The organism is Streptomyces sp. NPDC055632, from assembly GCF_053618675.1.
This window is the reverse complement of sequence record NZ_JBSHHY010000006.1, coordinates 1-25,541: the sequence shown is the minus strand read 5'-3', so window position 1 is coordinate 25,541 and position 25,541 is coordinate 1. Positions and strand designations below refer to the sequence as shown.

Annotated in this window: 21 protein-coding genes; 1 reads left to right on the top strand and 20 read right to left on the bottom strand. The window is 72.2% G+C overall.

Features of this window, described 5'->3' with window-relative positions; translation table 11 throughout:
- Positions 1 to 58 precede the first annotated feature (58 nt).
- The 6 genes from ACWGSR_RS10865 to ACWGSR_RS10840 form a co-directional block, all read right to left on the bottom strand.
- Complete coding sequence (locus tag ACWGSR_RS10865) at positions 59 to 640, bottom strand: dienelactone hydrolase family protein (protein WP_376241861.1); 582 nt, start codon at positions 638 to 640, stop codon at positions 59 to 61.
- A 37-nt stretch (positions 641 to 677) separates the two neighbouring features.
- Complete coding sequence (locus ACWGSR_RS10860; RefSeq protein WP_376241863.1) at positions 678 to 2,264, bottom strand: Na+/H+ antiporter; 1,587 nt, start codon at positions 2,262 to 2,264, stop codon at positions 678 to 680.
- Positions 2,265 to 2,484: 220 nt separating this feature from the next.
- Positions 2,485 to 2,952, bottom strand: coding sequence for a GNAT family N-acetyltransferase (locus tag ACWGSR_RS10855; RefSeq protein ID WP_383360397.1), 468 nt, complete (start codon positions 2,950 to 2,952; stop codon positions 2,485 to 2,487).
- Positions 2,949 to 3,890, bottom strand: a complete 942-nt coding sequence (locus ACWGSR_RS10850; protein WP_376241867.1) for an RluA family pseudouridine synthase — start codon at positions 3,888 to 3,890, stop codon at positions 2,949 to 2,951. The genes ACWGSR_RS10855 and ACWGSR_RS10850 overlap by 4 nt, the downstream gene beginning before the upstream one ends.
- Before the next feature lie 17 nt (positions 3,891 to 3,907).
- Positions 3,908 to 4,492, bottom strand: coding sequence for a signal peptidase II (lspA, locus tag ACWGSR_RS10845; RefSeq protein WP_453565454.1), 585 nt, complete (start codon positions 4,490 to 4,492; stop codon positions 3,908 to 3,910).
- Between the two features lie 139 nt (positions 4,493 to 4,631).
- Complete coding sequence (locus ACWGSR_RS10840) at positions 4,632 to 5,492, bottom strand: TraR/DksA family transcriptional regulator (protein ID WP_453565450.1); 861 nt, start codon at positions 5,490 to 5,492, stop codon at positions 4,632 to 4,634.
- A gap of 549 nt (positions 5,493 to 6,041) precedes the next feature.
- On the opposite strand from ACWGSR_RS10840, the gene ileS reads away from it, so the two are divergent.
- Positions 6,042 to 9,185 (top strand): isoleucine--tRNA ligase, encoded by a 3,144-nt coding sequence (gene ileS, locus ACWGSR_RS10835; protein ID WP_453565447.1) that lies wholly within the window; start codon positions 6,042 to 6,044, stop codon positions 9,183 to 9,185.
- Positions 9,186 to 9,382: 197 nt separating this feature from the next.
- On the opposite strand, the gene ACWGSR_RS10830 is transcribed toward ileS, so the two are convergent.
- The 14 genes from ACWGSR_RS10830 to ACWGSR_RS10765 form a co-directional block, all read right to left on the bottom strand.
- The gene (locus ACWGSR_RS10830) at positions 9,383 to 10,525 is read right to left on the bottom strand and encodes a DivIVA domain-containing protein (RefSeq protein ID WP_453565445.1); all 1,143 of its coding nucleotides are present in this window, start codon (positions 10,523 to 10,525) and stop codon (positions 9,383 to 9,385) included.
- A gap of 55 nt (positions 10,526 to 10,580) precedes the next feature.
- Positions 10,581 to 10,871: a YggT family protein gene (locus tag ACWGSR_RS10825; protein ID WP_360801912.1), complete on the bottom strand. Its 291-nt coding sequence runs from the start codon at positions 10,869 to 10,871 to the stop codon at positions 10,581 to 10,583.
- A gap of 81 nt (positions 10,872 to 10,952) precedes the next feature.
- Entirely contained in the window at positions 10,953 to 11,573 is a 621-nt protein-coding gene (locus ACWGSR_RS10820; RefSeq protein ID WP_376243195.1) for a cell division protein SepF, read from the bottom strand.
- Between the two features lie 122 nt (positions 11,574 to 11,695).
- Positions 11,696 to 12,415: a YggS family pyridoxal phosphate-dependent enzyme gene (locus ACWGSR_RS10815; protein ID WP_453565441.1), complete on the bottom strand. Its 720-nt coding sequence runs from the start codon at positions 12,413 to 12,415 to the stop codon at positions 11,696 to 11,698.
- Entirely contained in the window at positions 12,415 to 13,191 is a 777-nt protein-coding gene (gene pgeF, locus ACWGSR_RS10810; RefSeq protein WP_453565438.1) for a peptidoglycan editing factor PgeF, read from the bottom strand. Before pgeF ends, ACWGSR_RS10815 begins: the two co-directional genes overlap by 1 nt.
- On the bottom strand, positions 13,188 to 14,405 hold the full coding sequence (gene ftsZ / locus ACWGSR_RS10805) for a cell division protein FtsZ (RefSeq protein WP_376243187.1): 1,218 nt from the start codon (positions 14,403 to 14,405) through the stop codon (positions 13,188 to 13,190). The genes pgeF and ftsZ overlap by 4 nt, the downstream gene beginning before the upstream one ends.
- A 278-nt stretch (positions 14,406 to 14,683) precedes the next feature.
- The gene (locus tag ACWGSR_RS10800) at positions 14,684 to 15,487 is read right to left on the bottom strand and encodes a cell division protein FtsQ/DivIB (protein WP_453565435.1); all 804 of its coding nucleotides are present in this window, start codon (positions 15,485 to 15,487) and stop codon (positions 14,684 to 14,686) included.
- 35 nt (positions 15,488 to 15,522) lie between these two features.
- Positions 15,523 to 16,617: an undecaprenyldiphospho-muramoylpentapeptide beta-N-acetylglucosaminyltransferase gene (gene murG / locus ACWGSR_RS10795; protein WP_376243181.1), complete on the bottom strand. Its 1,095-nt coding sequence runs from the start codon at positions 16,615 to 16,617 to the stop codon at positions 15,523 to 15,525.
- Between the two features lie 6 nt (positions 16,618 to 16,623).
- A complete protein-coding gene (gene ftsW / locus ACWGSR_RS10790) occupies positions 16,624 to 17,964 on the bottom strand; it encodes a putative lipid II flippase FtsW (protein ID WP_376243178.1) in 1,341 nt (446 codons plus the stop codon).
- 55 nt (positions 17,965 to 18,019) lie between these two features.
- Positions 18,020 to 19,459 (bottom strand): UDP-N-acetylmuramoyl-L-alanine--D-glutamate ligase, encoded by a 1,440-nt coding sequence (gene murD, locus ACWGSR_RS10785; protein WP_453565432.1) that lies wholly within the window; start codon positions 19,457 to 19,459, stop codon positions 18,020 to 18,022.
- Positions 19,441 to 20,511 carry a phospho-N-acetylmuramoyl-pentapeptide-transferase gene (gene mraY / locus ACWGSR_RS10780; protein ID WP_376243172.1) on the bottom strand — a complete coding sequence of 357 codons (1,071 nt, stop codon included), beginning with the start codon at positions 20,509 to 20,511 and terminating at the stop codon, positions 19,441 to 19,443. Before mraY ends, murD begins: the two co-directional genes overlap by 19 nt.
- Positions 20,508 to 21,932 (bottom strand): UDP-N-acetylmuramoyl-tripeptide--D-alanyl-D-alanine ligase, encoded by a 1,425-nt coding sequence (locus ACWGSR_RS10775; RefSeq protein WP_453565429.1) that lies wholly within the window; start codon positions 21,930 to 21,932, stop codon positions 20,508 to 20,510. The genes mraY and ACWGSR_RS10775 overlap by 4 nt, the downstream gene beginning before the upstream one ends.
- A 4-nt stretch (positions 21,933 to 21,936) precedes the next feature.
- Positions 21,937 to 23,628, bottom strand: coding sequence for a UDP-N-acetylmuramoyl-L-alanyl-D-glutamate--2,6-diaminopimelate ligase (locus tag ACWGSR_RS10770; RefSeq protein ID WP_453565426.1), 1,692 nt, complete (start codon positions 23,626 to 23,628; stop codon positions 21,937 to 21,939).
- A 16-nt stretch (positions 23,629 to 23,644) separates the two neighbouring features.
- Positions 23,645 to 25,541: peptidoglycan D,D-transpeptidase FtsI family protein (locus tag ACWGSR_RS10765; RefSeq protein ID WP_453565423.1), on the bottom strand; the 1,897-nt coding region annotated here is incomplete at its 5' end.

Sequence of the window (25,541 nt, the reverse complement as noted above, 5' to 3'; positions counted from 1 at the left end):
ACCGGGGGCGCGACGGGAAGGGCCTCCCGCCGCGCCCCCGGCGCACGTCCGGACGGAGCTACGACACGTCCGCCAGCTCCTCCAGGAACGCGAGCGCCACCGACCAGGTCCGCTCGGCCGCCTCCGCGTCCCAGTCCGGCAGCTCCGGGTCCGTGTAGAGGTGCCCGGCGCCCCGGTAGCGGTGGATCTCCACGTCCGCCCCGGCCCGGCCCATCTGGAGGTACCAGGCGGACAGCCAGTCGTCCGTCTCGTAGGGATCGGGCTCGGCCACGTGCAGCTGTACGGGGAGTTCGTCCACCGACGCGTTCGGCGCGAGGTCCGAGGTGCCGTGCAGCAGCAGGAGGCCGCGGGCCCTCTCGTCGCCGAGGGCCAGGGTCTGCGCGACCGACGCGCCCAGCGAGAAGCCGGCGTAGACGAGTCCGCGCTCCGAGTACGGGGCGGCGGCCAGGATCGCGCGCTTCAGGAGCTCGTCCTTGCCGATCTCGTCCCGCTTCGCCATGCCCTCCTCCACCGCATCGGTGCTCCAGCCGTCGAAGAGGTCCGGCGTCCACACCCGGTGCCCGGCGTCCCGCAGCCGGTCGGCCGCGGCCTCCACGGCCGGGCGCGGTCCGTACACCGAGTGGAAAAGCATGATGTCCATGCCCGCCATCCTGCCACCCGCGGCGGACCGCCCCCGTTCACCGCATGCTGCGCACGTCCAGCTGGCGGAGCACCCGGTCCACCACCTCCGGGTCGGCGCCCGGCTCGCTGCGCGCCGCCAGGACCTCGTGCCGGGCGGCCGACATCAGCTCCCGCTGGATGCGCTGCACCGCCTTGAAGCGGTTCGCCCGCTCCGCGAAGGCGGCCCGCCGCTCGTCGTCCACCATGTCGGGACTGATCCGCGCCCCGATGTCGAAGGCACCGCGGTGGAGCCGCTCCTGCACCTCCTCCGGCAGGTCCTCGACCTCCTCGATCTCCTTGAGCCGCCGCTTGGCCGCCTTCGCCGCCCGGATCGCCAGCTCGCGCTCCAGGGCCCGTTCGGCCTCCGTGTCCGCCTTCACGCCGAGCCGCCGGACCAGGGCGGGCAGGGTGAGCCCCTGGAGGACGAGGGTGGTGAGGATCACGCAGAAGGCGATGAAGATGATCTCCGCGCGGCCGGGGAAGGGCTCGCCGTCGGCGGTGGTGAGCGGGACGGCGAGCGCGAGCGCCACCGAGGCCACTCCGCGCATCCCCGCCCACCACATGACGACGGTCTCCCGCCAGCTCACCGGGATCTCCTCGTCCACGTCCCGGAGCGTGTGCATCCGCTGTGCCAGCCAGGTGGCGGGCAGCAGCCACAGCAGCCGGACGACGACGACCGTCCCGGCCACGGCGGCGCCCCAGCCGAGCATCTCCAGGACGTGCCCGTCCGCGTACCCGAAGACGTGGACGACCTCCAGGCCGATGAGGCCGAAGGCGATGCCGGTCACGAGGGTGTCGACGACCTCCCAGAAGGTCTGTCCGGCGAGCCGGCCCATGACGTCGTCGGCGTCGGCCGCGTGCTCGGCCAGGAAGAGCGCGGTGATCAGGACGGAGAGGACGCCGGAGCCGTGCAGCTCCTCGGCGAGCACGTAGCTCACGAAGGGGACGAGGAGGGTGAGTCCGGTCTGGAGGGTGACGTCGCCCAGGACCCCGATGAGCTTGTTGGAGAGCCAGCCGAGCCCCAGGCCGACGACCACGGCCACGACGGCGGAGAGGACAAGGGCGCCGGCCGCTCCGGGCACGGAGAAGGAGCCGCTGACGGCGGCGGCGATCGCCACGTGGTAGAGCACGATCGCGGTGACGTCGTTGAAGAGCCCCTCGCCCTCCAGGATCGACACGAGCCGGCGGGGCAGCCCGAGGGAGCCCGCGACGGCGGTCGCGGCGACCGGGTCCGGCGGGGCGACGAGGGCGCCGAGCGCGATGGCGGCGGCCAGCGGGATGCCGGGCACCAGCGCGTTGGCGACGGCGCCGACGGCGGCCGTGGTGACGAAGACCAGGGCCACGGCGAGCAGGAAGATGGGCCGTCTGTTGGCCGCGAACTGGCGCCAGGAGGTCCGCTGCACGGCCGCGTAGAGCAGGGGCGGCAGCACCAGCGGAAGGATGTACTCCGGCGGGATCTCGACGTTCGGCACGAACGGCAGGAGGGCCAGCACGATCCCGACGAGGGTCATCAGGACGGGCGCGGGCAGCCCGAGCCGCTCACCGAGGGGGACGGTGAGCAGGGCGCCGAGGAGCAGCAGGAACAGCAGGGCCAATTGATCCACGGGCTCAGCCTGCCACGTGCGCCTGTTTTCACACGTGTTGTCCCGGGGGCGCCGCGACGGGCGGTCCGGGAAGGGCCGGTTCCTGGGGGAGCCGGCCCCGGGGAGGACTAGTTCCTGGGGAAGCAGGTTCCGGGGAGGGCTGATTCCTGGGGAAGCAGGTCCCGGGGGAAGCCGGCCCCGGGGAGGGCCGGTTCCGGGGTGAGCCGGCCCCGGGGAGGCCCTACAGCGCCTTGCGCATGGCCCGGTGCGGGATGCCCGCGTCCGGGAACTCGGGGCCGTACGCCTCGTACCCCAGCCGCTCGTAGAAGCCGAGGGCGTGGGTCTGCGCGTGCAGGTCGACGGCGGTCAGACCGCGCTCGCGCGCCGCCTCCTCGATGCCCCGGACCAGGGCCGCGCCGACCCCGAGCCCGCGCGCCGCCTTGGCGACCGCGAGCCGCCCGAGCGAGCCCACCGAGGCGTCGCCGCCGGTCTTGCCCAGCGCGTCGGCGCCGTGCAGCAGGCGCCCGGTGCCCAGCGGCAGCCCGTCCGCGCGGACCGCGAGCACGTGCACGGCGGTCGCGTCGTACGCGTCGTACTCCAGCTCCCGGGGCACGCCCTGCTCCTCGACGAAGACCTCGCGGCGGACCGCGAAGCAGGCCTCCCGGTCCTCGTCGCCCAGGACCTCGCGGACGTCGTACGCGGCGCTCACCGGCTCTCCGCCTCGATCCGGTCCAGGGCCTTGCTCAGGTCCTCGGGGTAGGTGCTGGCGAACTCGACCCACGAGCCGTCGCCGGGGTGCTCGAAGCCGAGGCGGACGGCGTGCAGCCACTGCCGGGTCAGGCCGAGGCGCTTGGCGATCGTCGGGTCGGCGCCGTAGGTGAGGTCGCCGACGCAGGGGTGGCGGTGGGCGGACATGTGCACCCGGATCTGGTGGGTGCGGCCCGTCTCCAGCTTGATGTCGAGCAGCGAGGCCGAGCGGTAGGCCTCGATGAGGTCGTAGTGCGTGACGGAGGGCTTGCCGTCGGCGGTGACCGCCCACTTGTAGTCGTGCTGGGGGTGGCGGCCGATGGGGGCGTCGATGGTGCCGCTCATCGGGTCGGGGTGGCCCTGGACGAGCGCGTGGTAGCGCTTGTCGACCGTGCGCTCCTTGAACTGGCGCTTGAGCGAGGTGTACGCGTACTCCGACTTGGCGACGACCATCAGGCCGGAGGTGCCGACGTCGAGGCGGTGCACGATGCCCTGGCGCTCGGCGGCGCCGGAGGTGGAGATGCGGTAGCCGGCGGCGGCGAGGCCGCCGATGACGGTGGTGCCGGTCCAGCCGGGGCTGGGGTGGGCGGCGACGCCGATCGGCTTCATGATCACGACGATGTCGTCGTCGTCGTGGACGATCTCCATGCCCTCGACGGGCTCCGCGACGATCTGCACGGGCGCGGCCGCGCCCGGCATCTCTACCTCCAGCCACGCGCCGCCGCTGACCCGCTCGGACTTGCCGACGACGGAGCCGTCGACCTGGACCTTCCCTGCGGCGGCCAGCTCGGCCGCCTTCGTACGGGAGAACCCGAACATGCGGGCGATGGCGGCGTCGACTCGCTCGCCCTCCAGGCCATCGGGAACGGGCAGCGTGCGGATCTCGGGACTCGTACTCACCCGTCGAGTATGCCTTGTCAGTCCTTGTGGACGGTCCCGTCGGGGTCCAGGCCCCGGAACGACAGGATCACGATGAGGATGCCGCCGCAGACGATCGCCGAGTCGGCGAGGTTGAAGACGGCGAAGTGCGCGGGGGCGATGAAGTCGACGACCGCGCCCTCGAAGACGCCCGGCGAGCGGAAGATCCGGTCCGTGAGGTTGCCGAGCGCGCCGCCGAGCAGCAGGCCGAGCGCGATGGCCCAGGGCAGGCTGTAGAGCTTCCGCGCGAGCCGGATGATCACGACGATCACGGCGGCGGCGATGCAGGTGAAGATGATCGTGAAGGCCTCGCCCATGCCGAAGGCGGCGCCCGGGTTCCGGATGGCGTCGAAGCGGAGCAGGTCGCCGACCACCCGGATCGGCTCGCGGCCCTCCAGCTTCTCGACCACGAGGATCTTGCTGCCGAGGTCGAGCAGGTAGGCCAGGAGGGCCACCACGAACAGGGCGACGATCCGGCGCCTGCCCCGGGGACGCTCCGCGGGGACGTCCGTGCCGTCGGAGGAGGCCGGCTCGTCGGCCCCTGCTGAATCCGGCGTACCGATGATGCGCTCCGCCTCTGCCACGTGAGTGAGTCCCTCGACCTCGATGCCTGACCGTGCACCGAGGGTACGGCACAGGCGTGCGAGACCGTCAGCCGAGACCACCGGCCGCGCGGCGCCCGTGGCCCGGCCCGTGCCGCCCGGGCGCCGCGCGGCGCCCGCCTCAGCCGCGCCGCTCCTGCCGCTGCTTGTCCTCGACGCAGAGCGTGGCCCTCGGGAAGGCCTGCATCCTGGCCTTGCCGATCGGCCTGCCGCACACCTCGCACAGGCCGTACGTGCCGGCGTCGAGCCGCTCCAGGGCGTGCTCGGTCTGCTCCAGCATCTCCCGGGCGTTGGCCGCGAGGGCCAGCTCGTGCTCGCGGGTGATGTTCTTGGTGCCGGTGTCGGCCTGGTCGTCCCCGGCGCCGTCGCCCGAGTCCCGCATGAGGCCGGTCAGCTCCTCCTGGGAGTGGGCGAGCTCGCTGCGCAGCCGCAGCACCTCCGCCTGGAGCCCGTCGCGGGCCTCGGCGACCTCCTCGGGCGTCCAGGGGTCCTCGCCCGGACGCACCGCGAGCTCGCCGGCGCGGGCCGGGGGCACCGCGGCCTCGTCGTCGACGGTCGTGACGCCACCCGCGGTCTTCTTCGCTGCCACCGTCCTGGCTCCTGTCTGCTTCCGCGCGGACGCCCTGCCGGCGGCCGCCCTCTTCGCCCCGGCCTTCCCGGTGGGCGTGCCCGGGGCGGCGGTGTCCTCGGCGGGGGCCGCCGCTCCCGTCTTCTCCACGACGGCCTTCTTGGCCGCCGCGGCCTTCTTCGCGACCGTCTTCTTCGCGGCCGCCACCTTCTTCGCGACCGCCTTCTTGGCGCCCGCCCTCCCGCTCCCCTTCCCGTCGGCTTCCTTCCGCTCCGCCTTCTCCGTCTTATCCGTCTTCTTCCCGGCGGCCGCCTCCGGGGCGGGCTCCGGTTCCTCCGCGACCGTGGGGTGCCCGGTGACCGCCGTCCGTTTCCCGGCCGTGGTCTTCTTCGCGGCGGTCTTCTTCGCCACCATGTCGCGGCCCCTTCACATTTTGTGATCTTGCTCGCGAATCGTGCTGGGACGATAAATCGGCCCGAGGCCCGCGGCAACGGGGCACGCCGCCGTTCCCACCCGCCCCCGCTCCCCGCCGGGGCGGCCTGCATCCGTTGTGCCCGGCTCCCCGCGCGGTTATCCGCCCCGCCCCTCCCCCACATGGCCCCACCCCGGGCCCGGCGCCCGCCGTGTGGCCATTCGGGTCACGGAAAACCGGTCGGCCCCCCTTCGCCGGGCCCCGTACACTGGCCTCAGCGAAAGGCTTGGATGGGGACGAGTAGCGTCGTACGCAGCCATGAGCGACCCGGGGACGGTGAGAGCCCGGGGGCGAGCCCGATGTGAAGCATCACCCCGGAGCCGCCGGAAGAAAGCCGCGCCACGGGGCGCGGTGACTAGACCCGGCGTCGCGACCCCAATGAGGGGGCTCGGGACGGTCACGTCCGGGGCCAAGGAGGGTGGTACCGCGGGAGCAGCGCTCTCGTCCCTCCGACGGAAGCAGAACCGTCCGTCCGGAGGAGAGTCCGCCGCATGACAGCGCCGCAGTACCGCCAGGTGCCCGCCCAGGTCGACCTGCCCGCCCTCGAGCACGCCGTGCTCGACTTCTGGCAGGAGAACAAGGTCTTCGCCAAGACCCTGGAGCAGTCCGAGGGCCGCCCCGAATGGGTGTTCTACGAGGGCCCGCCCACCGCCAACGGCATGCCGGGCGCCCACCACATCGAGGCCCGCGTCTTCAAGGACGTCTTCCCCCGGTTCCGGACCATGCGCGGCTACCACGTGGCCCGCAAGGCCGGCTGGGACTGCCACGGCCTGCCGGTCGAGCTCGCCGTCGAGAAGGAGCTCGGCTTCTCCGGCAAGAAGGACATCGAGGCGTACGGCATCGCCGAGTTCAACGACAAGTGCCGCGAGTCCGTGACCCGGCACACCGACGCCTTCGCCGAGCTGACGACCCGGATGGGCTACTGGGTCGACCTCGACGACGCGTACCGGACCATGGACCCCTCGTACATCGAGTCGGTCTGGTGGTCGCTCAAGCAGATCTTCGAGAAGGACCTGCTGGTCCAGGACCACCGGGTCGCGCCCTGGTGTCCCCGCTGCGGCACCGGCCTCTCCGACCACGAGCTGGCGCAGGGGTACGAGACGGTCGTCGACCCCTCGGTCTACGTCCGCTTCCCGCTGACCTCGGGACCGCTGGCCGGCCGGGCGGCGCTCCTGGTCTGGACGACGACCCCGTGGACCCTGGTGTCCAACACGGCGGTCGCCGCCCACCCCGAGGTCACCTACGTGGTCGCCACCGACGGCGACGAGCAGGTCGTCGTCGCCGAGCCGCTGGTCGACAAGGCGCTCGGCGAGGGCTGGGTGACCACCGGCGAGACCTTCACCGGCAAGGACATGGAGCGCTGGACGTACGAGCGCCCGTTCGAGCTGATCGAGTTCCCGGCGCCGGCGCACTACGTCGTCAACGCGGAGTACGTGACGACCGAGGACGGCACGGGTCTGGTCCACCAGTCCCCCGCCTTCGGCGAGGACGACCTCCGGGTCTGCAAGGCGTACGGCCTGCCGGTCGTGAACCCGGTCCGCCCCGACGGCACCTTCGAGGAGGACGTGCCGCTGGTCGGCGGCGTCTTCTTCAAGAAGGCCGACGAGGCGCTGACCGCCGACCTGGACGCGCGCGGCCTGCTCTTCCGGCACATCGCGTACGAGCACAGCTACCCGCACTGCTGGCGCTGCCACACGGCGCTGCTCTACTACGCGCAGCCGTCCTGGTACATCCGCACGACCGCGGTCAAGGACCGCATGCTCGCGGAGAACGAGCGGACCAACTGGTTCCCGGAGTCGGTCAAGCACGGGCGCTTCGGCGACTGGCTGACCAACAACGTCGACTGGGCCCTCTCCCGCAACCGCTACTGGGGCACCCCGCTGCCGATCTGGCGCTGCGAAGAGGGGCACCTGACCTGCGTGGGCTCGCGCGCCGAGCTGACCGAGCTGACCGGCACCGACCAGTCGGGCCTGGACCCGCACCGCCCGTACATCGACGCGGTCACCTTCCCCTGCACCCACGAGGGCTGCTCGCTGGAGGCCGTCCGCGTCCCGGAGGTCATCGACGCCTGGTACGACTCGGGCTCGATGCCGTTCGCGCAGTACGGCTATCCGTACCAGAACAAGGAGCTGTTCGAGAGCCGCTACCCGGCGCAGTTCATCTCCGAGGCGATCGACCAGACCCGCGGCTGGTTCTACACGCTGATGGCCGTCGGCACCCTGGTCTTCGACAGGTCGTCGTACGAGAACGTGGTCTGCCTGGGCCACATCCTCGCCGAGGACGGCCGCAAGATGTCCAAGCACCTGGGGAACATCCTCCAGCCGATCCCGCTCATGGACCAGCACGGCGCCGACGCGGTCCGCTGGTTCATGGCGGCCGGCGGCTCGCCGTGGGCGGCCCGCCGGGTGGGCCACGGCACGATCCAGGAGGTCGTCCGCAAGACCCTCCTGACGTACTGGAACACGGTCGCCTTCCAGGCGCTCTACGCCCGCACGTCCGGCTGGGCGCCGAGCGCGGCGGACCCGGCCCCGGCCGACCGCACGGTCCTCGACAAGTGGCTCCTCTCCGAGCTGAACACGCTGGTGGCCGAGGCCACCGAGGCGATGGAGTCGTACGACACCCAGCGCACCGGAAAGCTCCTGTCGGCGTTCGTCGACGACCTGTCCAACTGGTACGTGCGCCGCTCCCGCCGCCGCTTCTGGCAGGGCGACAAGGCGGCCCTGCGGACCCTGCACGAGGTCGTGGAGACGGTCACGCGCCTGATGGCCCCGCTGACCCCGTTCATCACCGAGCGGGTCTGGCAGGACCTGGTCGTCCCGGTGACCCCGGACGCCCCGGAGTCGGTCCACCTGGCCACCTGGCCGGAGGCGGACGCCGCGCTGATCGACGGCACCCTCTCCGAGCAGATGCTGCTCGTCCGGCGGCTGGTGGAGCTGGGCCGGGCGACGCGCGCCGAGTCGGGCGTGAAGACCCGCCAGCCGCTCTCCCGCGCCCTGGTCGCGGCCAACGGCTTCGCGGCGCTCTCCCCCGAGCTCCAGGCCCAGATCACGGAGGAGCTGAACGTCTCCTCGCTCGCGTCCCTCTCCGAGGTCGGCGGCTCGCTGGTCGACACGACGGCCAAGGCGAACTTCCGGGCCCTGGGCAAGCGCTTCGGCAAGGGCGTGCAGGACGTGGCAAAGGCGGTGGCGGCGGCGGACGCGGCGGCCCTCTCCCTGGCGCTGCGCTCCGGAGAGGCGAGCCTGGAGGTGAACGGCGAGACGATCACCGTCACCCCCGAGGAGATCATCATCACGGAGACCCCCCGCGAGGGCTGGTCGGTCGCCTCGGACGCGGGCGCGACGGTCGCCCTCGACCTGGAGATCACCCCGGAGCTGCGCCGGGCGGGCCTGGCCCGTGACGCGATCCGGCTGATCCAGGAGGCCCGCAAGAACAGCGGCCTGGACGTCGCCGACCGGATCGCCCTGCGCTGGACCTCGGACTCCGAGGAGACCACGGACGCCCTGACGGCCCACGCGGCCCTCATCGCGGACGAGGTCCTGGCGACGGACCACGCGAACGGCGAGGCCGACGACAGCTATGGCGCCCCGTTCACGGACGAGGCCCTCGGCCTGACGTTCCGCCTCCGCAAGGCGTAACCGGCACGGCGAAGGCCCGGCTCCCCCGCTCCGGGGGGCCGGGCCTTCCGCTCTGTCCGGGGCCGGGCCTTCCGCGTTCCCCTCCCCTGCGTCTCCCGTACGTCTCCGTACACGGCGAAGGGCCGGCCCCCGGTTTCCCGGGAGCCGGCCCTCGTAGCCTGCCGACGGCTACGCGCTCGTCGCGCGACCGCCCGCCGTCAGTTGTCGTCCTCGTCGATCAGGAAGCCCCGCATCGGCGCCGGAGCCTGCTGCATCGGCTGCGGTGCCTGCGGACGGACCGGAGCCATCGGCTGGGTCATCGCCGGGGACATCTGCTGCTGACCGCCGCCGTAGGACGGGGCGCCGCCCATGGACGGACCGCCACCCATCGTGCCGCCGCCGTAGGACGGGGCACCGGCGCCGGCCGAGGCCATCGACGGGGCCGGCGGCAGGGAGGCCGCGGCCGGGGTCCGCGGCGGAGCCAGCGAGTCGTCCGCCTGGGTCTCCAGCTGGCGCAGCTGCGACTCCAGGTACGACTTCAGACGCGTGCGGTACTCGCGCTCGAAGCCCCGCAGGTCCTCGACCTTGCGCTCGAGGGTGGCGCGGGCGGACTCCAGGGAGCCCATCGCGACGCGGTGCTTCTCCTGCGCGTCCCGCTCCAGGGCGTCGGCCTTGGCGCGGGCGTCCCGCTCCAGGCCCTCGGCGCGCGAGCGCGCCTCGCCGACGATCTTGTTGGCCTCGGAACGGGCCTCCGCGATCGCCTGGTCGGCCGTCTGCTGGGCCAGCGAGAGGACGCGCGCGGCGCTGTCGCCGCCCGGACCCTGCGCGGGCTGCTGCTGCATCTGCTGCGGGTGGCCCATCGGACCGCCCTGCATCGGGCCGGGACCCATCGGTCCGCCCTGCATGGGGCCGCCCTGCATCGGGCCGGGACCCATGGGGCCGCCCTGCATGGGGCCACCCTGCATGGGACCGCCCTGCATGGGACCGCCCTGCATCGGGCCGCCCTGCATCGGTCCGGCGGGAAGCTGAGGGGCACCGGAAGGCAGCTGCGGCGGGCCCATCTGCGGCGGCTGCTGCTGGACCGGCGGTCCGGATATGGCGGCGGGTACCGGGGCCCCGGGACCGACGGGACGATCCTGCTGCTCCGGGGGCTTGCGCATGCTCTGCTGCTGCTGGTTCTGCGCGGCGGCGCGCGTCGCGGCGGCCAGCTTGGCGCGCAGGTCCTCGTTCTCGCGAAGCAGGCGGGTCAGCTCGGCTTCGACCTCGTCGAGGAAGGCATCGACCTCGTCCTCGTCATAGCCTTCTCGAAGGCGGACGGTCGTGAACTGCTTGTTCCGCACGTCCTCGGGAGTCAGCGGCATCTCTTCTTCACCTCTACGTAGTCGTCGGCAGTCGGCAAGACCGTATCGTCCACATTCACCTCGCGAAGCTGCTCACGAGGGAGATCAGGATGTAGACGATGATCATCAGAACGAAGAAGGACAGGTCGAGTGCCACACCCCCGAGACGCAGCGGCGGGATCAGCCGCCGCAGGAGCTTGAGCGGTGGATCGGTGACAGTGTAGGTGGCCTCAAGGACGACCACCATCGCCTTACCGGGTTGCCATGAACGGGCGAACTGGAAGACGTAGTCCATGACAAGCCGGACGATCAGGAGGACGAGGAAGCACATCAGCACGATGTAGACCACCTGTAGTGCGACGCCCATCCCGCGTTTCCCTCTCCCCTGGCTTGCGTGCTCTCGCTCGTCCGGCCGCCCTCGCGACCGGTCCGTCCGGTTCCTGTGTTCTCAGCTCTGGTTGAAGAATCCGCCCTCTGCGATCCGGGCCTTGTCCTCCGCCGTGACATCGACGTTAGCAGGCGACAACAGGAACACCTTCTGCGTCACGCGCTCAATGCTGCCATGGAGCCCGAAGACGAGTCCGGCGGCAAAGTCGACAAGTCGCTTCGCGTCCGTGTCGTCCATCTCCGTGAGGTTCATGATCACCGGGGTGCCCTCACGGAAGTGTTCCCCGATGGTACGGGCCTCGTTGTAGGTCCGGGGGTGCAGCGTGGTGATGCGGTAGGGCTCCCGCTCGGACACGACCTTGGGCATGATCACCGGTGCGTTCTTCTCCAGGCTCGGGCGTTCGGGTGTGATGGATGCCACGGGGGCAATTCGGGCCGGACGTCCGCTTTCGGCGAGTACCGGGACGGAATGGGCGACGGGCTCCCGGGGGGCCGGGGGCTTCGCCACGCGCACCGGCTCCTCGTGCTCCACCTGTCGCGGGGGAGCGTGACGCCGGTCGCGCTCCGGCTCCGGCTCCAGCTCGGGTTCGAAGTCGTCGTCGGGGTCGAAGCCCCGGCCGTCGTACCCATCGTCCTCCACGAGGCCGAGGTAGACCGCCATCTTGCGCATCGCGCCGGCCATGCTCCGATTCCTCCGCTCTGTGGTGGATCGGCCTTGTCACCAAGTGCCGGCGATCCACGGGTCGTCCCGCCGTTCTGCGGAATGACCATATTTTCTGCTGTGGTCCGACTTGCTTCGCGACGTTACCCGAGCTTCGGGCGGACACCGAGTACCGCCGTACCGACGCGTACGTGTGTCGCCCCGGCGGCGACGGCCTCTTCGAGGTCCCCGCTCATCCCCGCGGACACCATGTTCGCAGCAGGACGGGCCGCGCGCAGGGCAGTCGACAAATCCATCAACCGGTCGAAGGCGGCGCGCGGCTCACCGGCGTAGGGGCCGGCGAGCGGGGCGACCGTCATCAGGCCGTCGAGCCGCAGCCCGGGGGCGGCGTCCACGGCCGCCGCCAACTCCTCGACGCCGTCCGGCGACACGCCGCCCCGGTCGCCCCGCTCGCCGGACTCCGCGTCGAGCGCGACCTGGATCAGACAGCCGAGTTCGTGCCCCCTCCTCTCCGCGGCGGCGGAGAGGGAGGAGACGAGCTTCGAGCGGTCGACGGACTGCACGACGTCGGCGTAACCGACCACCGACCTGACCTTGTTCGTCTGCAACTGGCCCACGAAGTGCCAGGTGAGGTCGAGATCGGCGCAGGCGGCCGCCTTGGGCGCGGCGTCCTGGTCCCGGTTCTCGGCGACGTGCCGAACTCCCAGGCCGTGGAGGATTCTCACGTCGCTCGCGGGGTAGGTCTTGGTCACCACGATCAGGGTGACCTCCTCGCGCGCGCGTCCTGCGGCGGCGCAGGCGGCGGCGATGCGCTCCTCCACCCGGGCGAGGTTCTCGGCGAGTTCCGCCGTGCGGTCCGTCATCAGCTCTTTCCTGCCGGGGATCCGGGGGCCTCGCCCCGGGAGGACTCGGCGTCCAACCAGACATATCCCGCGAGTCGCCCCGTGGTGCGGTCACGGCGGTACGAGTAGTGGTCGCGGGACTCCAGGGTGCAGATCCCGGCGTCCTCGACGTCGCGGACCCCGAGCCGTTCGAGCTGCGCGCGCACTCCGGCGGCGACGTCGACGGCGGGGGTCCCCCAGGAGGTCTCCGCGGCGGCGGCCGGTTCGACGGCCGCGACCTCGGCGCGCATCGCCTCCGGCACCTCGTAGCACCGTCCGCAAACGGACGGTCCGGTGCGGGCGACGATCCGGGCGGGGTCGGCGCCGAGACCGGTCATGGCCTTCACCGCGGCCGGGACGACCCCGGCGACCATACCGGGCCGTCCGGCGTGGGCGGCGGCCGCGACCCCGGCGACGGGGTCGGCGAGCAGGACCGGTACGCAGTCGGCGGTGAGGACGGCGAGGGCGAGCCCGCGCCGGGTGGTGACGAGGGCGTCGACGGAGGGGATCTCCGCGTCGCCCCAGGGACCGTCGACCTCGGCCACGTCCGCGCCGTGCACCTGGTTCATCCAGACCGCCCGGGCCGGGTCGAGGCCGAGGGCCCCGGCGGCGAGCGCCCGGTTGGCGAGCACGGCCCCGGGGTCGTCGCCCACCGCGCCGCCGAGATTGAGCTCCTCGTACGGAACGGCGCTCACCCCGCCCCACCGGTCGGTGAAGGCGAAGTGCGCGCCGTTCGCGTCGAAGCGCCGTCCTATCACTTCAGGAAGTCCGGGACGTCCAGCTCCTCGGCCTGGCTGTCCGCGTACGGACGGGCCGGGGGGACCACCGGCGGGGCCGGGGTCAGCGGGGTCTCGTTGACGACCGGGGCGACGGGCTCGGCCGGGGCGGGGGCCGGGTCCTCGCGCGGGGCCACCGTGCCGAGGCCGCCGAGCGGGCGGGAGGTCTCGGTGGTGCGGGGCGCCGGGGCGGGCTCCTCGCGCTTGGCGGAGACCGAGCCGATGATGTTGTCCCGGCGGGCCGGCGGCTGGCCGCCGTCGAAGCCGGCCGCGATGACGGTGACCCGGACCTCGTCGCCGAGGGCGTCGTCGATGACGGCGCCGAAGATGATGTTGGCCTCGGGGTGGGCCGCCTCGCTGACCAGCTGCGCGGCCTCGTTGATCTCGAAGAGGCCGAGGTCGCTGCCGCCGGAGATGGAGAGCAGCACGCCGCGGGCGCCGTCGATGGAGGCCTCCAGGAGCGGCGAGGAGATCGCCATCTCCGCGGCGGCCACCGCGCGGTCGTCGCCGCGGGCGGAGCCGATGCCCATGAGGGCCGAACCGGCCTCGGACATGACCGACTTGACGTCGGCGAAGTCGAGGTTGATCAGACCCGGGGTGGTGATGAGGTCGGTGATGCCCTGGACACCGCTCAGGAGGACCTGGTCGGCCGACTTGAACGCGTCGAGCACGGAGACCTGGCGGTCCGAGATCGAGAGCAGCCGGTCGTTGGGGATGACGATGAGGGTGTCGACCTCTTCGCGGAGCTCGGCGATGCCGTCCTCCGCCTGGTTGGCGCGACGGCGGCCCTCGAAGGTGAACGGCCGGGTGACCACACCGATCGTGAGGGCGCCGAGCGAGCGCGCGATGTTGGCGACGACGGGGGCGCCGCCGGTGCCGGTGCCGCCGCCCTCGCCGGCGGTGACGAAGACCATGTCGGCCCCCTTGAGGACCTCCTCGATCTCCTCGCGGTGGTCCTCTGCCGCCTTGCGACCGACGGCCGGGTTCGCCCCGGCCCCGAGGCCGCGGGTGAGTTCACGGCCGACGTCGAGCTTGACGTCGGCGTCGCTCATCAACAGCGCTTGCGCGTCGGTGTTGATCGCGATGAACTCGACGCCCTTGAGACCGACCTCGATCATTCGGTTGATGGCATTGACACCACCGCCGCCGACACCGATGACCTTGATGACTGCGAGGTAGTTCTGCGGTGCTGCCACGTCGAAGGCCTCTCGCCTCGAGTTACGTGTCGCCACCGCGCGGTTGGCCGCGCTGCGACGACGGATGCCGATTGGGACGGTCCGAAACGCCGACCCAAACCCTAACGTTGAAGTTTAGGGTTACCAGTGTCTCTGTTCGCTGGACTCTTCCGAACAGGACACTAAGTCGACAAGCGGCGCACGTTCAACGAACACGCCGAACCTCCCGTTTTTCTTTTCACCCTATGTGATCACCCGTAGCGCTGGCCAACCAGGGTGCTGGCCAGCGGTGATGCCCGTCAACTCCCCGACGAGGCGGGCGCCGTGGGAGCACTTACATCGAAGTGCCCCGCTTTGGGGGTCGCCTTCATGAGGGCGGTCAGGACCCGGGCCTTGACCGGGCCGTGCTCGCCGCTGCCCCAGAGGACGGTGCGGCCGCCGACCAGTTCGAGCGTGACGGAGTCGTACGAGGCGACGCGGACGACCCGGGTGTTCCGGGCGACGTCCGCCGGGAGTTCGCCCCGGACGCGCACCGCCTCCCGGAGCAGCCGGTCCGCGTCGAAGCGGCGGAGGCTCGGGGAGGAGGCGGCGTCGAGGGCCAGCAGGGGGACGCCCGGGGGCGCGGTGGCGACGGTGGCGAACCGCACGCCGTTCATGTCCACTTCGGTGAACTTTCCACCCTTTTCGATGAGCAGGACCGGCTTCCGCTCCGTCACTTCGAGTCCGATTCCGTGCGGCCAGGACCGCACGACCTCGATCGACTCGATCCGCGGCAGCAGCTGCCGGGTCCTGGCCTCGATCGCGTCGGTGTCGACGGAGGCGAGCGGGGCGCCGACCGGGACGGCGGCGGCCTTCTCGACCTCGGCCGGGGTCAGGACCAGGGTGCCGGAAGTCTTCACACGTTCCACACGGAACCAGTCCGACCCGTAGAGCGCCCAGAGCAGGCCGGCCGCGACCGCGGCGAGGCCGAGCGCGGAGAGCAGGAACCGGGGCGCGGGCACCCGGAACCTGCGATTCCGGGCACCCGGCCGGGACGGACCGTCCGACGACCCCTTCGACCCGCGTGCGCCGCCCTTCTCGGCGGTCGTCGGTGCGGTTGCCACCCGGCGCCTCCTGCCCTTCCGTCCGGAGCGCCGCGCTACGCCTGGCGGCGGGCGGCGATCGCCTCGTACACCATGCCGACGAGCAGGTCGTCGGCGTCCCGGCGGCCGAACTCGGCGGCGGCGCGGGACATCTCGTACAACCGGTGCGGATCGGCCAGTACGGGCAGGACGTTGGCCTGCACCCACTGCGGCGACAGCTCCGCGTCGTCGACGAGGAGCCCGCCGCCGGCCTTGACCACCGGCTGGGCGTTGAGCCGCTGTTCGCCGTTGCCGATGGGCAGCGGGACGTAGGCGGCGGGCAGCCCGACGGCGGAGAGCTCGGCGACGGTCATCGCGCCCGCGCGGCAGAGCATCATGTCGGCCGCGGCGTACGCGAGATCCATCCGGTCCACGTACGGTACCGGCACGTAGGGCGGCATACCGGGCATGTTGTCGACGCGCGGCATTTCGTTCTTCGGGCCGACCGCGTGCAGGATCTGGATGCCGGAGCGCTGGAGCACCGGGGCGATCTGCTGGATCACCTCGTTGAGGCGCCGGGCGCCCTGCGAGCCGCCCGAGACGAGCAGCGTCGGCAGGTTCGGGTCGAGCCCGAACGCGGCGCGCGCCTCGGGGCGCACCCGGGCCCGGTCGAGGGTGGCGATGGTGTGCCGCAGCGGGATGCCGATGTAGCGGGCGTTGCGGAGCTTGCTGTCCGGGGTGGCGACGGCGACCCCGGCCGCGTACCGCGAGCCGATCTTGTTGGCCAGGCCGGGCCGGGCGTTGGCCTCGTGGACCACGATCGGCACCCCGAGCCGCTTGGCGGCCAGGTAGCCGGGCAGCGCCACGTAGCCGCCGAAGCCGACCACGCAGTCCGCCTTGGTGCGCTCCAGGACCTGCTCGGCCGCCTTGATCGTGCCGCGCAGCCGCCCGGGGACGGTGATCAGCTCGGGGGTGGGCTTGCGGGGCAGCGGTACGGCGGGGATGAGCGCCAGCTCGTAGCCCCGCTCGGGCACGAGCCGGGTCTCCAGGCCCTTCTCCGTGCCCAGCGCCGTGATCCCCGTGCTGGGGTCCTGCCTGCGCAGGGCGTCCGCGAGGGCGAGCGCGGGCTCGATGTGGCCGGCGGTCCCCCCGCCGGCGAGTACGACATGCACCGAAATTCACCGCTCTCCGGACGGGCGCTTCTTCACGCGCCGTCGCATCGACTTCCATCTCTTCCCGACCCGCTTGCCCCAGCCGGGGCGGCGCATGGCCAGGGCCGCTTTCGCGGCGGGTTCCTGTCGCGCGAAGGCGATGAGGAGCCCGACGGCGAACATGGTCGGCAGCAGGGCCGACCCTCCGTAGGAGAACAGCGGGAGCGGGACACCGGCGATCGGCAACAGGCCGAGCACCGCACCGATGTTGATCACGGCCTGCGCCGTGATCCAGGTGGTCACGCCTCCCGCGGCGAACCTCACGAAGGGGTCCTCCGTGCCTCCGGCCACGCGGATACCCGCATAGCCTAGAGCCGCGAACAGGGCGAGTACCGACAGCGTCCCCGCGAGGCCCAGCTCCTCACCGGTGACCGCGAAGATGAAGTCGGTGTGCGCCTCGGGCAGTTGGCCCCATTTCTCCACGCTCGCACCGAGCCCGGATCCGAACCATCCGCCCGACGCCAGAGCATAGATTCCGTGCGCGGCCTGGAGGCAGGGGGCTCCTTCGCCGCCCGGATCGGACGCGCCGATGCACTGGAAGCGGTCCATCCGGTGCGGGCTGGTCCTGATGAGCAGCGTGCCGAGGGCGCCGGCCACCGCGAGCACCCCGACGAAGAGCCGGGTGGGCGCGCCGGCCGTCCACAGCAGGCCGAAGAGGATCGTCGTGAGGATGATCGCGGTGCCCATGTCCCCGCCGAGCATGATGAGCCCGAGCAGCAGGAAGGCCACCGGGACCAGCGGCACCAGCATGTGCTTCCACTGGGTGAGCAGCTTCATGTCCTGCTTGCGGGCGAGCAGGTCGGCCCCCCACAGGATCAGCGCCAGCTTGCCGAACTCGCTGGGCTGGAGCATGAACGGGCCGCCCAGCGAGATCCAGTTCTGGTTGCCTCCGATGTTGTGCCCTATCCCGGGGATCTGCACGAGGGCCATCAGGAAGAGCGCGCCGACCAGGATCGGGTAGGCGAGCGCCCGGTGCAGCTTCACCGGCATCCGGGAGGCGGCCAGGAGCAGCCCGGTGCCGAGGAGCGCGGCGAAGAACTGCTTCCGGAAGAAGTACGACGGCACCAGCTCGTAGCGGAGCGCGGTGATCATCGAGGCGGAGTAGACCATCACGAGCCCGAGGGCGGTGATGAGCATCCCGGCCCCGATGATCACGTAGTACGCCGTGAGAGGGCGGTCCCAGGCCTTCCTGGCCCGCTCGTGGAGTCCCCGGATCCCCCCGCCGCGCGTCCGCCGCGGGATCGCGGGAGTCCGCCCCCCGCCGCGTGCGGCGGAGGGCCGGCGCGTCCCGGCGGTCTTGCTCGGCATGGTCGCCGTCCCCTCCGGTCGTGTCCGGTGCGGCCGGACCCTCCCACTGGTCGGGTCAGGCGTCCCCGGTGGCGGCGAGGGCGCGGACCGCGTCCGCGAAGGCCTCGCCGCGCTTGTTGTAGTTGGTGAACATGTCCATCGAGGCGCAGGCCGGGGCGAGCAGGACCGTGTCCCCCGGGCGGGCGAGCCGGGCCGCCTCGCGGACCGCCTCGGACATCGCCCCAGTGTCGGTCCGGTCGAGGTCGACCACCGGGACCTCCGGGGCGTGTCGCGCCAGGGCTTCGCGGATCAGGGCCCGGTCGGCGCCGATCAGGACGGCCCCGCGCAGCCGCTTCGCGGACTTCTCGACGATCTCGTCGAAGGTCGCGCCCTTGGCGAGGCCGCCGGCGATCCAGACGATCGGGTCGTAGGCCGCCAAGGAGGCTTCGGCGGCGTGGGTGTTGGTGGCCTTGGAGTCGTCCACGTACGTGACTCCCCCGACCTCCTCGACCAGTTCGATGCGGTGCGGGTCGGGCCGGAAGGCCTTCAGGCCGTCCCGTACGGCCTTGGCGTCGACGCCGAAGGCGCGGGCCAGGGCGGCGGCCGCCAGGGCGTTGGCGATGTTGTGCGGGGCCGGGGGCTGCACGTCGGAGACCTCGGCGAGCTCCTGGGCGTTCTCCCGTCGGTTCTCGACGAAGGCCCGGTCGACGAGGAGGCCCTCGACGACGCCCAGTTCGGAGGGGCCGGGGGTGCCGAGGGTGAAGCCGATCGCCCGGCAGCCCTCCTCGACGTCGGCCTCGCGGACCAGGTCCTCGGTGGCCCTGTCGGCGACGTTGTAGACGCAGGCGACCTGGTTGCCCTCGTAGATCCGGCCCTTGTCGGCGGCGTACGCCTCCATGGAGCCGTGCCAGTCGAGGTGGTCGGGCGCCAGGTTGAGGACGGCGGCCGAGTGGGCGCGGACCGAGGGCGCCCAGTGGAGCTGGTAGCTGGAGAGCTCGACGGCGAGCACGTCGTACTCCTCGTCGCCGAGGACGGCGTCGAGGAGCGAGACGCCGATGTTGCCGACGGCGGCGGTCCGCAGTCCGGCCGCCTCCAGGATCGAGGCGAGCATCCGCACGGTCGTGGTCTTGCCGTTGGTGCCGGTGACCGCGAGCCAGGGGGCGGCCCCGGCGCCCCGGAGCCGCCAGGCCAGTTCGACGTCGCCCCAGACCTCCACGCCCGCCTCGGCGGCGGCCGCGAAGAGGGGCTTGTCGGGCTGCCAGCCCGGGGTGGTGACGATCAGCTCGGTGCCGGACGGCAGGGTCGCCCCGTCGCCGAGGCGGACGGTGACGCCCTCGGCCTCCAGCGCGGCGGCCTGGGCCCGGGAGCGCTCGTCGTCGCCGTCGTTGACGACGGTCACGCGCGCGCCGAGTCCGTGCAGGACGCGGGCGGCCGGGATGCCGGAGACGCCGAGTCCCGCAACGGTGACCTTCTTGCCGTTCCAGTCGAGCCGTTCCGTCACTTGTCCGCTGCCCATCCCGCGTAGAAGAGGCCCAGGCCCACGATCACGCACATGCCCTGGATGATCCAGAACCGGACGACGACCAGGACCTCGGACCACCCCTTGAGTTCGAAGTGGTGCTGGAGGGGGGCCATCCGGAAGACGCGCTTGCCGGTCAGCTTGAACGAGCCGACCTGGATGACCACGGACATCGTGATCAGCACGAACAGGCCGCCGAGCAGCGCGAGGAGGAGCTCCGTACGGGAGCAGATGGCGAGGCCGGCGAGGGCGCCGCCGAGGGCGAGCGAGCCGGTGTCGCCCATGAAGATCTTGGCGGGCGAGGTGTTCCACCACAGGAAGCCGAAGCAGGCTCCCATGAGGGCGGAGGCCACGACCGCGAGGTCGAGCGGGTCGCGGACCTCGAAGCAGGCGTTCGGGTTGGTGAGGGTCAGCGCGTTGGCACAGGACTCCTGGAACTGCCAGAGCCCGATGAAGGTGTACGCGCCGAAGACCATCACGGAGGCGCCGGTGGCCAGGCCGTCCAGACCGTCCGTCAGGTTCACGCCGTTGGACATGGCCAGGATCATGAAGAGCGCCCAGACCACGAAGAGCACCGGGCCGATGGTCCAGCCGAAGTCCGTGATGAAGGAGAGCTTCTCGGAGGCCGGGGTGAGGCCGCGCGAGTCGGAGAACTGGAGCGCGAGCACCGCGAAGGCGATGCCCACGATCAGCTGTCCGGCCATCTTCGCCTTGGCCCGCAGACCGAGCGACCGCTGCTTGACGATCTTGATGTAGTCGTCGAGGAAGCCGACCAGGCCCATGCCCGCCATCAGGAAGAGGACGAGCAGGCCGGAGTACGAGACGGGTTCACCCGTGATGACCTTGGCCAGCGCGTACGCGATGAGCGTGGCCAGGATGAAGGAGATGCCGCCCATGGTGGGCGTGCCCTTCTTCCCGGCGTGGCCGCGCGGGCCGTCGTCCCGGATGAACTGCCCGTACCCCTTGCGCGCGAGCAGCTTGATGAGCAGCGGGGTGCCGATCAGGGTCAGGAAGAGCCCGATGGCCCCCGCGAAGAGGATCTGCCTCATCGGCCGGTGACCTCGCCCTCGGTGTCGAGGAGAGCCAGGGCGACCTGTTCGAGACCGACCGACCTGGAAGCCTTCACAAGGACGACGTCCCCCGGGCGCAGCTCACTGCGCAACAGGTCGACCGCCGCCTGCGCGTCGGACACGTGCACCGACTCCTCACCCCACGAACCCTCGTTATATGCGCCCAGTTGCAGCCAGGACGCTTCCCTGTCCCCGACCGCCACGAGCTTGCTGACGTTGAGCCGGACGGCGAGCCGTCCGACCGCGTCGTGCTCGACGAGCGATGCGTCCCCGAGCTCGGCCATCTTGCCGAGCACCGCCCACGTACGGGCCCCTCGGGCCTGTGCGGCCCTGCCCATGGCCGCGAGCGCGCGCAGGGCGGCTCGCATGGACTCGGGATTCGCGTTGTAGGCGTCGTTGACGATCGTCACGCCGTCCGGACGCTCGGTGACCTCCATGCGCCAGCGCGACAGGGAGCCGGCCTCGGAGAGCGCGGTGGCGATCTCTTCGACAGGCATGCCCAGCTCGTGCGCGACGGCGGCCGCGGCGAGCGCGTTCGACACGTGGTGCTCACCGTACAGGCGCAAGGTCACGTCGCTGCACCCGGTGGGTGTGTGAAGGCGGAAAGAGGGCCTCCCGGTCTCGGTGAGGTGGACGTTCTCGGCCCGTACGGCCGCTTCGTCCGCTTCTCCGAACAGGGTCACGCGGGCCTTGGTGCGGTCGGCCATCGCGCGGACGAGGGGGTCGTCGGCGTTGAGGACCGCCACGCCCCCCTCGGCCTCGGTGGGAAGCGACTCGACCATCTCGCCCTTCGCCAGGGCGATCTGCTCGCGGCCGCCGAACTCGCCGATGTGGGCGGAGCCCACGTTGAGGACGAGGCCGATGCGGGGCGGGGTGAGGGTGGTGAGGTAGCGGATGTGGCCGATGCCCCGGGCGCCCATCTCCAGGACCAGGTGCCGGGTCTCGTCGGTCGCGCGGAGCGCCGTGAGGGGCAGGCCGATCTCGTTGTTGAGCGATCCGGGCGTCCACACGGTGGGCGCGTGCTTCTCCAGGACCTGGGCGATCAGGTCCTTGGTGGAGGTCTTGCCCGCCGATCCGGTGAGGGCGACGACGTCGGTGCCGAGGCGTTCGACGACGGCGCGGGCGAGGGCCCCGAGGGCGGTCTGTACGTCGTCCACGACGATCGCGGGCACGCCGACGGGGCGGGCGGCGAGCACGGCCGTCGCACCCGCCTCCACGGCGCGCCGCGCGTAGTCGTGGCCGTCGACGCGCTCACCGGTGAAGGCGGCGAAGAGACTGCCGTCCCGCACCTCGCGGGAGTCGATGACGACGGGCCCGGTGATCCGGGCGGCCGGATCCGGTATGTCGTGCGCCTGCCCGCCGACGATTTCGGCGATCTCGGCGAGGGAGAGGGCGATCACTGCTTCATCCCTGACTGTTCTGGTGACTGGCTTCGGCACTGCTGCTCGACGGGGAGGTCCGGGCCTTCTGTCCGAGGATCGCGGCGCGCAGGACCTCGCGGTCGTCGAAGGGGCGGACGGCCCCGGCGATCTCCTGGCCCTGCTCGTGGCCCTTGCCCGCGACCAGGACGGTGTCGCCCGGCCGGGCGCGGGCGACGGCCGCGGCGATCGCGGCGGCGCGGTCGGCGAGGACGAGCACCTCGCCGCGCTCCTCCGCCGGGACCCCGGCGGCGCCGGTGAGCATGGCGGTGAGGATGGCGAGGGGGTCCTCGGAGCGGGGGTTGTCCGAGGTCAGGACGGCGGTGTCGGCGAGCCGGGCGGCGGCGGCGCCCATCGGGCCGCGCTTGGTGGTGTCCCGGTCGCCGCCGCAGCCGATGACCACGTGCAGCCGGCCCTCGGTGACCTCGCGCAGGGAGCGCAGGACCGATTCGACGGCGTCCGTCTTGTGCGCGTAGTCGACGACCGCGAGGTACGGCTGCCCGGCGTCGACGCGCTCCAGGCGGCCGGGGACGCCGGGGACGGCGGCGACGCCCTCGGCGGCGGCCTTCGGGTCGAGCCCCGCGGCGGCGAGGACTGCGATCGCGGCGAGGGTGTTGGCGACGTTGAACGGGCCGGGCAGCGGGGCGGTGGCGGGGAACCGCTCGCCCCCGGGGCCGACGGCGGTGAACGTCGAGTCGTGGGAGCCCAGGACGAGGTCCTCGGCGCGCCAGTCGGCGTCGGCGCGTCCCTCGGCGGAGAAGGTGAGGACCGGGACGCCGGCCTCCTTCACGAGCCTGCGGCCGTACGCGTCGTCGAGGTTGACCACGCCCAGGCGGCTGCGCTCGGGCGTGAAGAGCCCGGCCTTGGCCCGGAAGTAGTCCTCCATGTCGGAGTGGAACTCCATGTGTTCCGGGCTGAGGTTGTTGAAGACGGCGACGTCGAAGACGCAGCCGTCGACCCGGCCGAGCACGAGGGCGTGGCTGGAGACCTCCATGGCGACGGCCTCGACGCCCCGTTCGCGCATGACGGCGAAGAGGGCCTGGAGGTCGGTGGCCTCGGGGGTGGTGCGCTCGGACTTGATGCGCTCGTCGCCGATCCGCATCTCGACGGTGCCGACGAGCCCGGTCCGCCGTCCGGCGCCGCGCAGTCCGCCCTCCACCAGGTAGGCGGTGGTGGTCTTGCCGGAGGTGCCGGTGATGCCGATCTTCAGCAGGTCGGTGCCGGGCCGTCCGTAGATCTCGGCGGCGAGTTCGCCCATCCGGCCGCGCGGGTCGTCGACGACCAGGACCGGCAGGCCGGTGGCGGCGGCGCGTTCGGCGCCCGCCGGGTCGGTGAGGACCGCGGCGGCGCCGAGCCCGGCGGCCTGGGCGACGAAGTCGGCGCCGTGGGCGCGGGCGCCGGGCAGGGCGGCGTACACGTCGCCGGGGCGCACGGCCCGGGAGTCGTGGGTGATGCCCGAGATCTCGGCGTCGCCCGGGGTGTCGGTCCCCAGGTGCGCGGCCAGGTCGCCCAGGGGTGTCGGGCGGGTCCGCTCCGGCCGTGGCGGGGTGGTTCGGTACTGATCAGCGTGTGGCACGGCGGTGAGCGTACCGGGCCCACCCTGTGGGGGGCCAAAAGAGCCCGGGGCCTCGCCGGAGTTCGATTTCCGGTTCCCGGAATGGGGGGTGATCGTTGTCACTGGTGCTCCCGGAGTGTCACGGGGTGGGGTCGAAGACGACCGGCAGTCGGGCGGGGTCGCTGCCCGTGGGGGCGATGTGGAGGGTCTTGAGGGCGAACTCCATGACCTTCTTGTAGATGGGTCCGCAGATCTGGCCGCCGAAGTAGCTGCCCTTGGTGGGGTTCTGGATGGCGCAGTAGACGGTGACCCGCGGCTGGTCGGCGGGGGCGAAGCCGGCGAAGGAGGCGGTGTAGCCCTTGTAGCGGCCGAGTTCGGGGTCGACGCGGTTGGCGGTGCCGGTCTTGCCGGCGACGCGGTAGCCGGGGATCGCGGCGCGGGTGCCGGTGCCCTCCTCGTCGTCGACGACGGACTCCATCATGGTGGCGAGGGTCCTGGCGGTCTTCTCGCTGACGACCCGGGACTCCTCGGGCCGGGGGGCCGGGGTGAAGCGTCCGTCGGGGCCCTTGGTGCCGCGCACGAGGGTGGGGGCGATCCGTACGCCTCCGTTGGCGACGGTCGAGTACACGGAGGCGGCCTGCATGGCGTTGACGGAGAGGCCCTGGCCGAAGGGGATCGTGTACTGCTGCGAGGTGGACCAGTCCTTGGGCTTGGCGAGGATCCCGGGGGTCTCGCCGGGGTAGCCGAGGCCGGTGGGGCTGCCGATGCCGAACTTGCGCAGGTAGGAGTGGAGCACCTCGTTGGACTCGGCCTGGGTGGCGCCGAGCCGGCCGGTGGCGAGGATGGTGCCGATGTTGCTGGACTTGGCGAGGACGCCGTTGAGCGTCAGGTACCAGGTCTTGTGGTCGACGTCGTCCTTGAAGAGCCGGTCGCCGCGGTGGAGCCGGTTGGGGACGGTGACGTGGGTGTCGGGGGCGGCCTTGCCCTCCTCCAGGACGGCGGCCATGGACATGACCTTGCTGGTGGAGCCGGGCTCGTAGGCGTCCTGGAGGGCGGCGTTGCCCATGGCGGCGGCGTTGGCGGCGGAGAGGTCGTTGGGGTCGAAGCCGGGGGCGTTGGCCATGGCGAGGACCTCGCCGGTGCGGGTGTCCTGCACGACGACGTAGCCGCGGTCGGCCTTGGACTTCTTCACCTGCTCGGTGATGGCCTGCTGGGCGGCCCACTGGATGTCCCGGTCGATGGTCAGCTCGATGCCGGCGCCGGGGACGGCGGGGGTGCCCTGGGACCCGGCGGTGGGCACCTGGCGGCCGCCGGACTGGGTGAAGCGGATCTTGCCGTCCTTGCCGGCGAGCTGCGGGTCGAGCATGGACTCCAGACCGCCGGCGCCCCGGCCCTCGGCATTCACGTAGCCCAGTATCCCGGCGGCGAGCTCGCCGTTCGGGTAGACGCGCTTGGTGCTGGGCTCGCTGAGGACGCCGCCGAGGAGGTTGACGCCGTTTCCGCCGGCGGAGGGCTGGGACTTCTGCGCGTAGAGCTTCTTGAGGTCCTTGATCTGGTTCCACACCTGCGGGGTCTGCTTGCGGGCGAGGAGGGTGTAGCGGGACTTGGGGGTGCGGAGCTTCTTCGCGAGCTCGGCGGGCTGCTTGCCGAGGATCGGGGCGAGGAGGGCGGCCGCCTGCTCGGGGGCGTCGGCGGTCTTGCTCTCCTCCGGGGTGAAGAGCTTGGGGTCGGCGGTGATGTCGTACGCGTCGACGCTGGCGGCGAGCGCGATGCCGTTGCGGTCGGTGATCTCGCCGCGCTCGGCGGAGAGCGTGTACTCCTGGAAGCGGTACTTGTCGGCCTTGGCTGCGTACGCGCCGGCGTCGACGGCCTGGACCTGGAGCAGCCGCACGACGAAGGCCAGCATGACGAGGGTCAGGCCGAGGGAGACCAGGCGCAGCCGGGGCCGGGGGTTGCCGAGCCGGATGGTGCGGGGCCGGCGGGCCGGGGGCCGGGGCGCGGTCCGCCCGGCGGCGGGGCGCGGCGCGGGGCGGGGC